Source organism: Alteromonas sp. C1M14, assembly GCF_018860965.1.
Classification (GTDB): domain Bacteria; phylum Pseudomonadota; class Gammaproteobacteria; order Enterobacterales; family Alteromonadaceae; genus Alteromonas.
Map to the genome: position 1 here is coordinate 561807 of NZ_JAHKQF010000002.1, position 14441 is coordinate 576247.

At 44.7% G+C, this 14441-nt stretch carries 12 protein-coding genes; 4 read left to right on the forward strand and 8 right to left on the reverse strand.

All coding sequences use genetic code 11. The features are described from left to right. Positions 1 to 11: 11 nt before the first annotated feature. From KO501_RS02980 to KO501_RS03000, 5 genes are all read right to left on the reverse strand, one after another. Positions 12 to 2477, reverse strand: coding sequence for an MMPL family transporter (locus tag KO501_RS02980; protein WP_354667801.1), 2466 nt, complete (start codon positions 2475 to 2477; stop codon positions 12 to 14). Next, positions 2437 to 3324 carry a VacJ family lipoprotein gene (locus KO501_RS02985; RefSeq protein ID WP_216028142.1) on the reverse strand — a complete coding sequence of 296 codons (888 nt, stop codon included), beginning with the start codon at positions 3322 to 3324 and terminating at the stop codon, positions 2437 to 2439. The genes KO501_RS02980 and KO501_RS02985 overlap by 41 nt, the downstream gene beginning before the upstream one ends. Then, entirely contained in the window at positions 3302 to 3721 is a 420-nt protein-coding gene (locus KO501_RS02990) for a hypothetical protein (protein ID WP_216028143.1), read from the reverse strand. The genes KO501_RS02985 and KO501_RS02990 overlap by 23 nt, the downstream gene beginning before the upstream one ends. 144 nt (positions 3722 to 3865) lie before the next feature. Beyond that, positions 3866 to 4027, reverse strand: a complete 162-nt coding sequence (locus KO501_RS02995; protein WP_216028144.1) for a hypothetical protein — start codon at positions 4025 to 4027, stop codon at positions 3866 to 3868. Positions 4028 to 4164: 137 nt separating this feature from the next. Continuing rightward, a complete protein-coding gene (locus KO501_RS03000; protein WP_216028145.1) occupies positions 4165 to 4791 on the reverse strand; it encodes a BON domain-containing protein in 627 nt (208 codons plus the stop codon). A gap of 266 nt (positions 4792 to 5057) precedes the next feature. On the opposite strand from KO501_RS03000, the gene KO501_RS03005 reads away from it, so the two are divergent. Beyond that, positions 5058 to 6032 (forward strand): endonuclease/exonuclease/phosphatase family protein, encoded by a 975-nt coding sequence (locus KO501_RS03005; RefSeq protein ID WP_216028146.1) that lies wholly within the window; start codon positions 5058 to 5060, stop codon positions 6030 to 6032. 87 nt (positions 6033 to 6119) lie between these two features. Here KO501_RS03005 and KO501_RS03010 read toward each other — a convergent pair whose 3' ends face one another. Next, positions 6120 to 6503: a response regulator gene (locus KO501_RS03010; protein ID WP_216028147.1), complete on the reverse strand. Its 384-nt coding sequence runs from the start codon at positions 6501 to 6503 to the stop codon at positions 6120 to 6122. Positions 6504 to 6918: 415 nt separating this feature from the next. Beyond that, the gene (locus KO501_RS03015; RefSeq protein ID WP_216028148.1) at positions 6919 to 7458 is read right to left on the reverse strand and encodes a hypothetical protein; all 540 of its coding nucleotides are present in this window, start codon (positions 7456 to 7458) and stop codon (positions 6919 to 6921) included. A 242-nt stretch (positions 7459 to 7700) separates the two neighbouring features. On the opposite strand from KO501_RS03015, the gene KO501_RS03020 reads away from it, so the two are divergent. The 3 genes from KO501_RS03020 to KO501_RS03030 are packed head-to-tail and all read left to right on the forward strand — an operon-like array spanning position 7701 to position 11400. Next, complete coding sequence (locus KO501_RS03020; RefSeq protein WP_354667802.1) at positions 7701 to 9773, forward strand: TonB-dependent receptor; 2073 nt, start codon at positions 7701 to 7703, stop codon at positions 9771 to 9773. Between the two features lie 26 nt (positions 9774 to 9799). Then, entirely contained in the window at positions 9800 to 10861 is a 1062-nt protein-coding gene (locus KO501_RS03025) for a hypothetical protein (RefSeq protein ID WP_216028149.1), read from the forward strand. Then, a complete protein-coding gene (locus tag KO501_RS03030; protein ID WP_216028150.1) occupies positions 10858 to 11400 on the forward strand; it encodes a response regulator in 543 nt (180 codons plus the stop codon). Before KO501_RS03025 ends, KO501_RS03030 begins: the two co-directional genes overlap by 4 nt. 1 nt (position 11401) lies before the next feature. Here the strand turns inward: KO501_RS03030 and KO501_RS03035 are convergent, their stop codons facing one another. Next, positions 11402 to 14254, reverse strand: a complete 2853-nt coding sequence (locus KO501_RS03035) for a response regulator (protein WP_216028151.1) — start codon at positions 14252 to 14254, stop codon at positions 11402 to 11404. Between the last annotated feature and the right edge of the window lie 187 nt (positions 14255 to 14441).

Here is a 14441-nt window from a genome sequence, read left to right on the forward strand (position 1 = left end):
AATTTCTATCTCTACATCATGAATCTACCGTTTTTTTTACCCACAAAGCGGTTTAACAGAGCCGGTAGTAACGTTAAATCAGTGACTAATGCCATTAACATGGCCAATGACGCTAACAGGCCAAAATACACACTGGGAAGAAAGTCAGAAAACCCAAACAAAGAAAAACCTGTGGCGATAATCACCGAGGTATAAAGTATGGCACGTCCTGAGTGCTCAAACGCTTGTTTGCTCGCCGATGACGCCGAAGGCGCTTTACCTGCCGAAAGGTAACTATGCAAAAAGTGGATGGTGTCATCCACGGCTATGCCCATGGCAATTGCAGCTATGGTGATGGTCATAATATCAAGAGAGATACCTAACCAACCAATTACGCCCAAGATGCCAAGGGTTGTCAGTACATTTGGCACAAGCGCAATAAGTGCCACTTTGACTGAACGGAATATAATAAGCAGAACAACACCTAACACCACATACACGATCCCCAGTGTTTTTATTTGCGAATCGAATAACCGACTTAATATATCCTGATAAAGTACGAACAAATTGGTTAGCTGATACTGGTTATCTTCTAGTCCGACAGCTTGCATGTCTTGTTTAAGCTGGGTCATAAAGTGCTGTCGGTCTAGTCCTTCGGTAGTATCCTGAACTCGGGTGGCAATCCGAAACGTCCCGTCATCAACCGCCAAGTAAGCACCGACCAATTGATTTGCCACTTTTTCATCTAGCAAACGATAAATGGTGGTAAGTTCGTATTCAGTTAACGGCTTCCCCCCATTTAGTTGTTTGGCCAATGTAGTGAAATTAACCACCGAGGTAACACTGCCGGTAGCATCAAAAGCATCAATGGCTTTTTGCACCAGTTGCATTTGGGCAACGGACTGCGCCGTGAGCACTAAATCTTCGTCGCTCCCCTTCCCTGCGTTGTTTAACGTGACAATAATATCAAGGGCCGTCGAGCCCCCAAATTCCTTATCGATGAAAGCTAACTCACTATAAACTTGGGTATCTTTACTGAAGTAGTTAATAAAGGAATTTTCAACATTTAAGCGCGTAATACCTAACGCAGTAATAGCGAAAAGGGCGATAACAACAATGCTAACTGGCCATGGAGCTCGTAAAGAGACGCCTCGTAGCCAAGTAAGGACATGGGATATAAAAGAAAAATCCGCTTTTTCTTTCGCCGCAGGCAAAAAGGAGAGCAATGCGGGAAAAAGTAAGAGGCTAACCAACATGGTAACCACCATGGCCACTAACATCATCCAGCCAAAAGCCACCACCGGTTGCAGCCCAGAGAAAATGAGCGCACCAAACCCAACCGATGTAGTCAAAGTTGCATAAAAACAAGGCGACAATTTCTCCTGTAACGTGGCCACGATACGTTGATGCTGGGTTAAATCCGTATTCCCATGGCTAATACTGCGATAAGCACCAATAAGGTGGATCATCACCGCCAAGGTCAAAATTAACTGAAGGGCGATAAAATTAGCAGAAATCACCGTGGTTCGCATATCCAATAAGCCAAACAAACTCATGGTCAGAAGTACACTTAAAGCACAGGACAGAACAGGAAAAAACACCCACTTCAGCGAACGGTATAACAGTGCAAGCAACAGTACGATCACTAAGACAATGGCGGTTCCAAATGTGATCAAATCAGATTTGATGATATCAATGAGGTGTTGGCCTACCACATATGCGCCCCCCATATAAGTATCAGCACGGTCAGCCACACTTGCCGTAATTTCTTCTATTTGGGCTATTTCTTGCTGTCTTTGAATGGTTAACCTTTGGCGAATTGGATCCCCTTCGCGCTTCAAAGAGGCGATTTCAGTTTTATCGGCCTCGGATAAGGGCTCATCATCAAGGACTTTTTGTTGAATTTCGGTAATCCGGCTGTCAATGCGGGCTAAAGTCGGATCGGGTTTGAACACCACTTGAATGGCTGTGGCGGTGTTCTGCCGATTGATAAGTAAATCGGTAAAGATAGGATGACCACTAATAAGAGACTGCATTTTCTCAGGCCCGTAGCGCTGCTTTTCCCACGTTAACCCGTTTACGTCATCTGAGCCAGATAAGGCATCGGCGCTGTCTATAAGCGGTACATTTAAAATCGAGGTTACCGAAGCAACCCGCTCGATGTTACCGAGTTTTTGCGACAACAACGCAATATCGTCAAAGGTTTGCTGGCTAAATAAAGCATGATTTTTGGGCACATAGGCCACCAAAATAAATTCCTCCGGCGAGAAGGTTTCATTGGCGACCTGGCTTTGAATATACAATTTGTTGTCTTTAACCAGTAAGGTGTCAGCCGAAGCGTCAATTTTAAATTGCTGAATATAGGGTGTTAATCCACCAGCGAGCAGCATAAACGCTACGATGATGAACCACCGGTATGTCACAATGCCTCGGCTTATCTTGGCGGTAATACTAGGGTTATTCTTGCTCTTGTTCGCTAAGTTCGAAGAGTTCGTCACGGCGCTGCCCCTGAATGTACTGATTTCTGAAATAAATGTATGGATCATCGGCCTGCTCGTAGAGCGAGCGATAAACATCTGATTGGCTGGAAAAATCATCAACGCCGTCAACAATACGAAGTTGGTAAGTTTCAGGGGGGTCGGCTACGTAATTAACAGGATGGATGACCCCTTCGGTAAGCGTGGAAAATGCTCCCCGAGAATCGCTTGGACCAAGGATGGGGAGAACAAGGTAAGGCCCAGCGTTGATATCGTAATGCTGTAGCGTATTGGCAATGGTTTGCTTTTGCGGCGCAATATCAAACCAGTCCGTTGCGGGGTCAAAAAGGCCTAATAAACCCACCGTTGAGTTAATTAAAAAGCGGCCAAGATTCGTTCCTGCTTCATCAAGTTCACCAGAGAAAGTATTGTTTAATAGATTAAGCGGCTCCCTTAGATTATCAAATGCATTGCCAATTTTATCTCTTACGCCTCCTGGCACCACGTAACGGTAACCGTCTGAAAGCGGCAAAAGAGCGTACTGATAGGTAAAATGATTAAACGAAAAAATAGCTCGGTTGACGCTTTCCCATGGGTCATTGTAGACAATATCTCCGCTGGGATCGTTTTGCTGTTCATCGCCTACACTCACCACGGTAGGGGCTACGTCAAGACTTCCCTGACTCGTTTCAATGGTAACCGACTTTCCCTTTGATAAGGTATCCACACGAGAAACGGGTACCTGAGTACCCGTCGACTGATTCACGCTTTGTTCTGTCTGGTCCTGCCCTGGCCCGTTGGCACAAGCCACTAAGGCCAAAACCATACCGCCAAGCAAGGTGTGTTTATAAACTTGCGTAACTGCCATTAGTCATCCTTTCATGATGCTCCAGAATGTTTTTCGCACGTGTAAGTGCGTCATCCCGATTGTATTGCCAATCGCTCTTTTGATACTTACGTGCCAACTGTAAATAATGCTCAATTCGCTGTTGACGAATTTTATGAAATTTCTTTTCCTCATCGAATGACAGTTGTGCAAGATAGGATTCCAATTCACTTATCTTGGCAGGCCCTTTAGGTTGACGCCGTTCATTTTGCTCCCCTCTGTCAGTCAAGCTAACATCCGTATTAGCGCCCACAACCACCACACTGCACCCTACAAGAACCACGAAAATTAACAGTTTACGATAATCCATCATTTGCCCCTTTCGCTGGCACGAATGACCGTGCTTGTTACCCACTATTGATACCTCAGAATGTTGCATACAACGTACCAGCTAAGACAATTAAAAAAAGCTGTAACCATCTGTTTTTTAATATATAAAAAAACAGATGATTACAGCTTTTTCCGACTTACACGCAGCGATGAGTAAAAAACACGCGAGGTGGGAATAAATTGCCGATTTAGGCTATTGACTTCTTACATCAGAGAACCCGTAAGAGGACACCTTCATGGTTGGCGTATCGGTATCTTTATACCTATCAAACCAGTTAAACACCGGTTGTTTACGAAGACGCTGTTCGAAATGGGTTGCGGGTTCAGGTTTCGGTTTTGGTTTAAATAACTTCATATAATTTGTTCTTTCACCTGTAGAGCAAGGACACATTATCCCTTTAGGGGATAATAGTGACGTGTGATCAATATTTCTCTCTCCAAGACAATAAAAAAAGCGCCCGAAGGCGCTATTTTTTAATGGCAGGATAAAAGCTATTCGGTTTGCATAGCGGTTTCTTCCCGCTCTACGGTAAGGCTATCTTCCACGTCTTTCACGTCGTCAGCGTTTTTCGCTATTTCCACAGCAAGGTCTCGCTCTGCATCTGAATCCACAGTACCCGATAAGGTGACCATACCGTTTTCCACATCAACATCAATGTCGAATCCCGAAATGTCTGTATCCATGAGTAACCGGGTTTTAATTACGGTAGCGATTTTTGCATCAGTTAATTCGCTAGTGTCGTCTTCGTCATTCCCCATGGCGCTATCGCTGTGCATATCGTCTGAGTCATGACTTTTCATTCGTCCCATGTCTTCCACGACCGTCAACTGATTATCTACATCTGACACGCCATCAATGTTAGCGACTAATTCTTCTGCCAGCTTTTTATCCACAGAATTTTCGACTTTGCCGGTCAAAATAACGGCACCGTCCTGAACATCGGTATTAATATCAAATGAATTCAGGTTACCGTTAAACAATAGGGTGGCCTCTGCTTTACCATCGATCCACGCGTCTTTCGCACCTTTTTCCCATGCGTTATCGTCATTCATAGAACCGGCATGTGCGGTGGTGGCCAATGTACCTGCTACTAATAAAGATAAAATTGAACGTTTCATGTTTCGTTCTCCTTAGTTAACAATGCACATTAGTTAAAGCCAATACCATACCAACAAACTTAAGTTACTGATAACAATGATTTAACCTTGTAAGAATAGAGAAATCTATCACTTTACCCTGCAAAGATTTCGTAAACCCGGGTAGTATTTACTCAGTATGATGTTCCCCCTCCCTATCAGCAAAAAGTGATCGCATCAGGGTATTGAAGGCTATAGATGAAGGTCTGTCCTGCAAACTTGAATAATAACTCACCGAGATTGATGTAATGATGATATTCCTTAGTGTGGTAACGGTTTTATGCCTATTTACCACTGTTGCACCCCATTTACCGGGTAAGCATTGGCTAATTCGGGTATGGGAATTTCCCCGTGTACAATTAGCATTTATTTATACCGCCACCTTGCTGATGTGGATGTTTAGCTATGCCCCCTATCCGCTGCTGTCGACGTTCATGCAGTTGATGTTGTTGATTGCATTAGGGTATCAATTAGCATGGGTACTGCCATATACCTGTATTTGGCCTAAACAGGTAAAACAGGTTGATGACAGTAACAGCAGTGATGACACCCTCAGCATTCTTACAAGCAATGTGTATATGCCAAATGACAATGTTGCCGGCCTCATTGACTTGGTAGAACAATATCAACCTGACATTTTAGTTACCCTAGAAACTAACAAGAAATGGGAGCGAGGCCTTCGCTCACTTGAAAAGGATTATCCCTATCGAATGGCTTGCCCACTAGAAAACTTGTACGGCATGCACCTTTTCAGCAAAAAGCCTTTCAGTGACGAAAAACTAAGATTTATCGTAGAGTCTGACGTGCCATCCATGGAAATTTACCTTAACTTAGCGGGACAGCCGGTGAAAGTTTACTTTGTCCATCCAAAGCCGCCCAGCCCTACCGAAAATGAGTCGGCAGCGCCACGGGATAGAGAATTAAAGTTAGTGGGTCATGAGTGTGCCAAACAGACATGTCCGGTAATCGTTACCGGCGATTTAAACGACGTCGCTTGGTCACCCACGACGCGAATTTTTCGTAAAATTAGTGGTGCTCAAGACCCTCGAATTGGACGAGGCTTCTTTAACACGTTTCATGCTAAGTACCCCATCATACGCTGGCCACTTGATCATGTTTTTCACAGTAAGGAATTTGAATTAGTCACCATAAAACGATTACCCGGCTACGGCTCTGATCACTTTCCGCTATACACAAAATTAAAATTGACGGGGAAAAGGTAGGCGATGTTCCCGAATAAACATACGCTGATGCTTATTCGGGAAAAACAATTTACGTGATGACAAACCCAATTGTAAGTTAAACGGGTTTTAAGCAGAAATGGGTAGCTTTTCTCGTTCTTTGAGATGCTGGCAACGGTGAGCGATTTCTCTGTAATCACTGGGGTCAGCAACACAGTCGTCTGCGTTGCACGACATCATCTGCTCACTATGTTGGTTGGATGTCATCAGTAACACTGGCGTATCTGATTGAGCTTTAATTTTATTGCAGATTTCGGCCCCAGAAAGATCTGGCATAGCTTCATCCACTACAATCGCATCGTAATCTGTCTTGGCACAAAATCGCAGCGCTAATTTACCACTGGCGGCGAAATCCACATCCCAACCCAACCCGGCTATGTAGCTAGTCAAAGGACTGGCGAGTACAGGATCATCTTCCACCACAAGAATTCGCAATATCATACGTGGGGTCATTATTGCCTCCTTGTTTTTCTTCTCTCACACTTATCTTTCACAGGGTAGACACCCTTACTAAAGAAAACTCAAGGCTCAAAAACAACGCTCAGCTTTGACTCTCGAATTAATTAAAGCAGAATGCAAGCCAATATGACATAGCTCGACAAAACGCTTCCCTTTTGAAAGGACAAGGTTTAAATATTCTTTACGCTATACGCAGAAAAAATAAAAAAATGCTTTGTATACAGGCTAATGCAAACCTAGAAAAATTGGTAAGACAACCTTACCATTAAATGATTTAAGAAAACAACTTTCCTAAAAGAGACGAGAAAAAGCGCGCAAATACGCCATCGTGCCACCATTTCGCCCGAACATGGTCATTTATTGTGCAAGGCGTGATAAAGAACGTTATAGCATCTATGACGTTGCAGGGTTAAGACAATGCCAAAAATGCAGAGACTTTCTTACAAGCTTTATCCCGAGAGATAAAATGAGCAAGAGCCAAAAGTCTGTCGTCTCGAGGCCAAACCGCTTTGTTCAGTATTTTGGCATCTTCTTCAGATAACCGTTCCGTATCTAAGATAAGCGCCAGGGCTTTTTTATTTGGCTTTATAAGCGTAGGTTCTATCGTCTTCACCAAGCTTTTGGGTACACAAATAAATTCTCGCTTAGGGGGATCTCGGACAACACAAACCTCATTGTCTGCGCCGATTAACGCAGGCCAGCCTTCAGCTATTCGGCTTTGGGCAAACATGGCCAGGGTGAAGGCAATAAGAATACCAAACACTGTGAGTTGAAATGTTTGACTGAGTCCAGGAGCAAGTACAACGATAATCGCCACTATTACCGAAAAAAGAGACCAAGCAGCAAAAACCCGACGCATTGCTTTTGGACTAATGCCAGAGAACACCACCGCATGCTTAAGTTGCTCTTTCTCTAGGACTTTAATTTGAATATTGTTCGCTGAAGACACCACATTACACCTGGGGGAATAAGTTTATCGTTAAAAACTATAACGGAATCGCTTAAACAGCAAGTCGCCCTTAGTATGATAGCGAAGCCGCAACGTTTTTAACTTCATAATTTACAACAGTATGGCGTTCACGCTGATAGGTTTCAATGAGTTTGATGATACAGGTGCGACAATCTGTCGCATAGCCCGAACAATATCCGCGCACTAAAATACCGGCCTTTTCAATAATCAGGAAATATTCGGTGAATCAATCTACTATTGCTTTATTTTCATTATCTCCGCTGTTTTTATCCTGCGCAATGGCTCAGACTACCGATGATGTGGAAGTCATTGAAATTTCCACCAGCCCTCTATTTCTAAATCACCACGATAGCATTCAATCAAAATTAGAAGAATCGGGAGTGCAATTTTCAAGTGCTGGTGGCGCCTCTGCCCTGCCCGTATTGAACGGGATGATGGGAGATAGAATTCAGCTGTTGACCGATGGCGCCCCCACCACTGCTGCATGCGGCAACCAAATGAATCCGCCGCTCTCATATGTGGCAGCTAATGAAGTGCATGCCTTAACCGTATTACCCGGCGTATCTCCCGTAAGTCGCGGCGGCGATAATATTGCTGGGGTCATTGAGGTGTCGACGTTAGTTCCTGAGTTTTCTGATTCCTCTGAATTTACCTGGCAGTCAGGCCGTTTAGGCTATTTTTATCAAAGTAACGATGATGCCAATCACCTTGATGCCGAAGCCATCGTCGCTAATGACCAATGGTATATTAAATACGTAGGGGCCCAGGTCGAAGCCAAAAGTTACGAAGACGGCAATGGTAATAAAGTCCTTGATACTCTTTATAAAACGCAAAACCATGCCGTTTCAGCTGGCTACCGAGATGAAAAACAACGCATTCAACTAAGCATTCATCATCAGTCAATTCCTTATCAAGGCTTTCCTAATCAATACATGGATATGACGGATAATAATAGCACTACGGTCAAAGCGCGGTATGAACGGCAATTTTCATTGTTTAACCTTGATGCAATGGTAAGCACGCGCAATGTAGATCATGAGATGGGCTTTTTTAGCGACGAGAAAACGGGCATGATGCCCATGCTTACAGAAAGCAGAGACGATGCCGTTACCTTGCATTTTGACATACCGTTAGATAACGGCTCACTTATGCGGTTTGGTCAAGAATGGTTTAAAAACTCATTAGATGACTGGTGGCCAGCAGTAGAGGGCTCAGCCATGATGGGCCCCAATGACTATGTCAATATTAACGATGGTGAGCGCACCCGATTAGCTGGCTTTATCGAATGGCAATCAGCCGACACAGGTAACTGGCAATACTTGGCAGGCGCACGTATCGAATATGTGACAACCGATACCGGTGAAGTACAACCTTATGTCGACTCAAGTATGTCGATGATGAGCAGTAATGTAGCGGCGGCCGAGGCCTTCAATGCAGCCGAACGCAAACAAACTGACACCCTAACAGACATTACGTTAACGGCAACCCGCAAACTTCCCAATGACAGCCAACTACAATTCGGCCTAGCACAGAAAAACCGAGCGCCGAACCTGTATGAACGCTACACCTGGGGCACCAGCACCATGGCCATGTCAATGATAGGCTGGTTTGGCGACGGCAATGGCTACGTGGGCGACATTAATTTAAAACCGGAAACGGCACACACCGTTACCGCTGCCTATCAAATTGATAAGCAATTATGGCGTGCAGAAATCAATGCCTGGTATACCGATGTTGAGGACTATATTGATGCTGACGTCATCGGCCAATTTAACAGTTCGGGTTTAGACTCAGGCGAACGTAACTTGCTACAGTTTACTAACCTAGATGCCAAGCTTATGGGCGCGAGTATTAGCGCTGCCGGCGAACTGGTAGATAACGAATACGGTCGTCTTACCTTACTAAACCGGCTCGACTGGCAAAAAGGCGAGCGCAAAGACGATAGTAGCGATTTATACCAAATCCTACCGTTACAAAACAGAATGACAGTACAGTATGAAATGGACGCCTTAACCGCGTCGTTGAGTTGGCTTTGGGCCGATAGCAAAACCGATGTAGATGCGCGCCGCAAAGAAAATACCACATCGGCGTATTCTGTTATTAACCTCAACACCTCGTATAACATTGCGTCCTTTACATTCCGCTTTGACATTCAAAACCTATTGGATGAATATTATGAACAACCTTTAGGGGGTGTTAATATCGCACAATTCAAAGCTGACAGTAGCAATGGTTTTAGTCAGATTGCTGGTCGGGGGCGTTCGATTGATGTGGGCGTAACCTGGCAATTTTAATAATCTGAGCACCAATTACGGCGTCGATGACTTTATTACTTTATATTTTTATATCCGGACGAAAGCCACCCATAGCGTGGCTTTCTCTGCTAATGGTGATTGCCGAAATCATCGCCGTAAACATCCTTATCGCCCATTATGGCGCTGCAACCAACCCTTTTGCCATTATTCTCTTGGTGCCTTTGGTGGTAGGATTGGTGTTACTGCCTTTACCCAGTGCAACCTTTACCCTCATCGTCAGTACCCTGGCACAGCTTTTTCAGCTAAGTACTGATAGTCAAATTACGCAACATGGCATGGCTCAACATGCCGCTAATATGGTGTGGGGCTTTATACTCACAAGCTTTTTATTGGCCGCTGTGATTGGCTATTTTCGTTGGCAACTAAACCAACAAAACAGCGCCATCAGACAGCTTCGTGAACAACAACTACGGAATGAGCAATTGCTGGCCATTGGCACCGCAGCAGCTCAGCTCACCCATGACGCCGCCACCCCCATTCAAACCATTAGCCTTTTACTGGAAGAGTTTGAAGAAACCCAAGACCCCACATACATTAAAGAAACCCAAGATCAAGTAGACCGGTTAACCCAGCTATTGTCAGCATGGCGGGAAGTGGCCGACGATGTACGCGAGTCTAGGATCACTCATTACCATAGCCATGAGCTGCTTGACGCACTGCGTTATAGCCTCGCTTTAGCGCGCCCTGAAGCCGAAATTGATTGGTTAATTCAAGACGAAAACAAAACCCTTGTCGCCGACAGAACCCTCTTACCGGCACTGACTAACATTGTTATTAATGCTTGTGAAAACGCCTATAGCGAAGGCCATGGTGCGGTTCAGGCTGCCACCGCCAGTACCGCCCATCACTGGATACTGGTGTTAAAAAACCCAGTACAAAACCTTAACCAGACTGCCCTTAATATGCTAGGAACTCAGCTTGTGGAAAGTGACAAAGGAGCAGGAATGGGGGCAGTTCTCAGTAATGCGACCATCGAGAAATTTAAAGGTAGCGTAACATGGCGGATTGCAGAGGGGCCTGCGTCACCTTTGCTAGAAACAACCGTCACATTACCGGTGAACACATGACACAAGAAATTATGATCATCGACGATGACTTAAGAATGACTCAGGTGTTAGCCAGACGCCTGTCCCGTGAAGGGCAGTTTTGTGTTTCGTCTTTTGATAGTGCAGCTGCAGCTCTGGCCGAACCCACTCGCCACGTCTTTGGCATCTTGCTAGATATGATGTTAGGCGATGAGATTGGCCTAGATTATATTGAGCGGTTAAATGCACATTTTCGCCCTAGCCACCTTATTGTTATCAGTGGCTATGCCAGTATTCCCACCACGGTAAAAGCGATGAAGCTTGGTGCCACCGACTACCTAACAAAACCGGTAAACTCTAGCACCATTATCCAGCGCTTAGGTAATGGTGACATTCCTTTAGATACAGAGTCCTTGCGCCCCATGACCCCAGCACAGGCTGAATGGGAACATATTCAGCGAGTATTAGACGAACACGATGGGAATATATCAGCGACGGCAAAAGCGTTAGGCATTCATCGACGAACCTTACAGCGTAAATTACAAAAAATGTCACCTAAGCGTGATATGGGGCAACATTAACTTATACCATTGGCTTTCTTAGCCACTTAACCAACGCGTGATACATATCATCACTTTTAAACGGTTTGCTTAAGTGATCGTTCATACCGCATGCTAACGCTTTATGTCGATCTTCCACCATAGCCGCCGCGGTAAGGGCAATAATTGGCGTTTTAAATCCTTGCTCACGTATTTTTTGCGCCGCACGATACCCATCCATCACCGGCATCTGGATATCCATTAAGATAAGATCAAAATGTTGCTCATTTACCGCCACCACCGCCAGCGCACCGTTTTCAGCAACGCTAACGTTTAATCCCAGTTGGCGTAGATGTTCTCCCACCACTTCTTGATTTATTTCGTTGTCTTCAACCACCAAGATATGACCTCTTAGCGCGCTCGGTTCGGTTGTGGTCAGAATATTCTTTTCCCGTTGAGCGATTTTAATTTCAAAGTGCTGAGGGATGACCATGGGCAAGCGAACGCGAAATAAACTCCCTTCTGTAATCTTACTCGTACAGGTAATAGTGCCGCCCATGGCGATAGCGAGACGATGACTAATTGACATACCAAGGCCGGTACCACCGTATTTTCGGCTTGTGGAGGAGTCGCCCTGAATAAAGGCGTCAAAGATCCCTTTTTGTTGGGACGCAGACATACCAATGCCAGTATCAGCCACCTCAATAACAAGCCAGCACTGTTTATCTGATATGGCTTCAAATCGGCACAGTAAACTGACACGACCTTGGTTAGTAAATTTAATGGCGTTACTAAGCAGGTTGACTAATATTTGCCTTAGCCTTAGCGAGTCACCTTTCAACCAAGGTTGTGGTTTTCCCTCAAATTTAAACTGTAGCGAAATCCCTTTTGTCTGAGCTTGCGCTACAAACAAGTCTCGCAATTGACTGATGATGTCACTGACGGAAAACACCACACTGTGTAGCTCTAATTTTTGCGCTTCAATCTTAGAAAAATCAAGAATGTCATTAATAATGGCTAATAGAAGCTCACCTGAATGATTGATCTTTCTCAACTTTTCACTAACGCTAGGTTCGGGCTGTTGGTTAAGACCTAAGCGACTGAGTCCCAAAATGGCATTTAGTGGCGTGCGAATTTCATGACTCATATTCGCCAAGAATTCACTCTTGGCTTTATTTGAACGTTTTGCTTCTTTTACCGCATCGGCCTGGGCGCGCTCCGATGCCACTAAGCGCTCATTTGCCTTTGTTAACGCATTGGTGCGCCGTTCTACTTCAAATTCAATCTCATCGGTATGGCCCGCAACGATGATCACAAACCATCCCAATAAACCAGCAAATAACACCGCCCCGGCAAGCAGTACATGTATTCCCCAAGGCTGATAAAGAAATGGATCATGACTCACCTGCATCAAGATCCAGTTATGCCCACCAACGGGTATACGTCTTACCTCCAGCAATGAAAAGGGGCTCTCAGCTTGGATATCTCCGGCTTTATTACCGGCGCGCCACCCGGCAGTGAGATTTGCTATTTCGCTGTCCTCTATATTTTCGCTATATAAAATAGCTGAATTTGATGTTGCATCAGGATCAAACAACACCATTCCAGTTTGGCCGATAACCCGTTTATCAAAGGCCTGCATCGCCAAATCTTCTAACCGAAGTATGGCTGTGGCATACCCTACATGATTAGATAACGGCATTTTACCGGCGGGCGAAAAGACCAGTACCCCCTTTTGGCTTCCCTCTCCTTGAATTAAATCAATTGAGGCGGTGGGATAAAGTTGATGGGTATACCATGCTTGATCCAATGCGGCTTTACGGGACGTTTGCGAATAGACGTCCAGCCCAAGGGCTCGGCGATTGAGATCGATGGGCTCAATAAAAGAAACAATGACGTGAACCGATTCGTTGCTCTTTGATAATGCGCTACTAGAGGGCGTAAACTGGGAAAGGCGAAAGCCAATATCATCGTCGAAATTTTCATACAGCGCTGACATGGTGGCAAGGTAACTGTCTAGGTCTTCTGGGGCCACCCGTTCATTCCATGACAACCCATGTATCGCTTTGTTTCGTTTTAGCAATCCCTGGGTGTATGCTCGAAATTCCATCGGCGTAATTTGATGTTGAATACGAACAAAGCCTGCCAAACCTTGCAAAACATCGGTGATTTTATCTAATTGAGCACTAAGGGCATTGGCTAGAATATCTGAATTGACGGCTAACTCCGTCTTATGCTTTTCCTTCTCAGTGGACGTCATTAGTACCACCAAAATCGCAGTACAAGCCCCGATGGTAACCAAGCACTTAAGCACAAAACTGCCCTTAGGTACCACAGAAGATAAGGTTTTAGGTAATAACACAAGCAACCATGGCGCTGAAAAAACAATACCGATGGCATCGCCAACGTACCAGCTTATCCAACTTTTAAACCATTCATCATCAGAAATAATCCCCTGCGACCACAACACAATATTACTAAGGGTGGCACTGGTGAGACTGCTGATTAACGCACCGCAAATAATAAACCGAACAACCACGGTAATACGGCTAAATTTAAATGGGGCAGAAAGGGCGGATAAAATTAAAATACGGCCAAGATAGGCTTGAAAAGCGGCGATACTGCCAATGATAAAAGAAAGAAGAAGGTTGCCTCCTCCATCGGCATACTGAAAAGAAATAAAATGATTTAAAAGTGCGGCACCTAGTGCTATTGCAGGCAACGACAGTACACCAATATATAATGTCGCAAGTAAAGCAACGCCCGCCGCGGGCCAAACCACAGAAGCGTATCCTGGTGGAATCGCAATCCAGGTGCTCACCAACCCTAAGCACAAGTAACTTAAAGAGATAATAAAAAAAGCGATTACTTTTTCTCTACCCGTGTGCAATTTCACTATTTCTGTCACTAAAAACCGCTCGCTATCGGCATACTTACATCCTGACCTAAAAAATCTTTTACATACAAGAGTTAATAAGCATAACCCATCAACTAGTTCCTTGATAATAAATCTTTGTTCAGGGCAAAGTATTGACTTTGTGGCGGAGTTTTAAATTGCTACACTCAATGTTAATTTCCATTAC

Bases quoted from the DNA above. Each gene is read 5' to 3' on its own strand.
- KO501_RS02985 (WP_216028142.1), bottom strand. From the start codon at position 3,324: ATGGCAGTTACGCAAGTTTATAAACACACCTTGCTTGGCGGTATGGTT.
- KO501_RS02990 (WP_216028143.1), bottom strand. From the start codon at position 3,721: ATGCAACATTCTGAGGTATCAATAGTGGGTAACAAGCACGGTCATTCG.
- KO501_RS02995 (WP_216028144.1), bottom strand. From the start codon at position 4,027: ATGAAGTTATTTAAACCAAAACCGAAACCTGAACCCGCAACCCATTTC.
- KO501_RS03000 (WP_216028145.1), bottom strand. From the start codon at position 4,791: ATGAAACGTTCAATTTTATCTTTATTAGTAGCAGGTACATTGGCCACC.
- KO501_RS03005 (WP_216028146.1), top strand. From the start codon at position 5,058: ATGATGATATTCCTTAGTGTGGTAACGGTTTTATGCCTATTTACCACT.
- KO501_RS03010 (WP_216028147.1), bottom strand. From the start codon at position 6,503: ATGACCCCACGTATGATATTGCGAATTCTTGTGGTGGAAGATGATCCT.
- KO501_RS03025 (WP_216028149.1), top strand. From the start codon at position 9,800: ATGACTTTATTACTTTATATTTTTATATCCGGACGAAAGCCACCCATA.
- KO501_RS03030 (WP_216028150.1), top strand. From the start codon at position 10,858: ATGACACAAGAAATTATGATCATCGACGATGACTTAAGAATGACTCAG.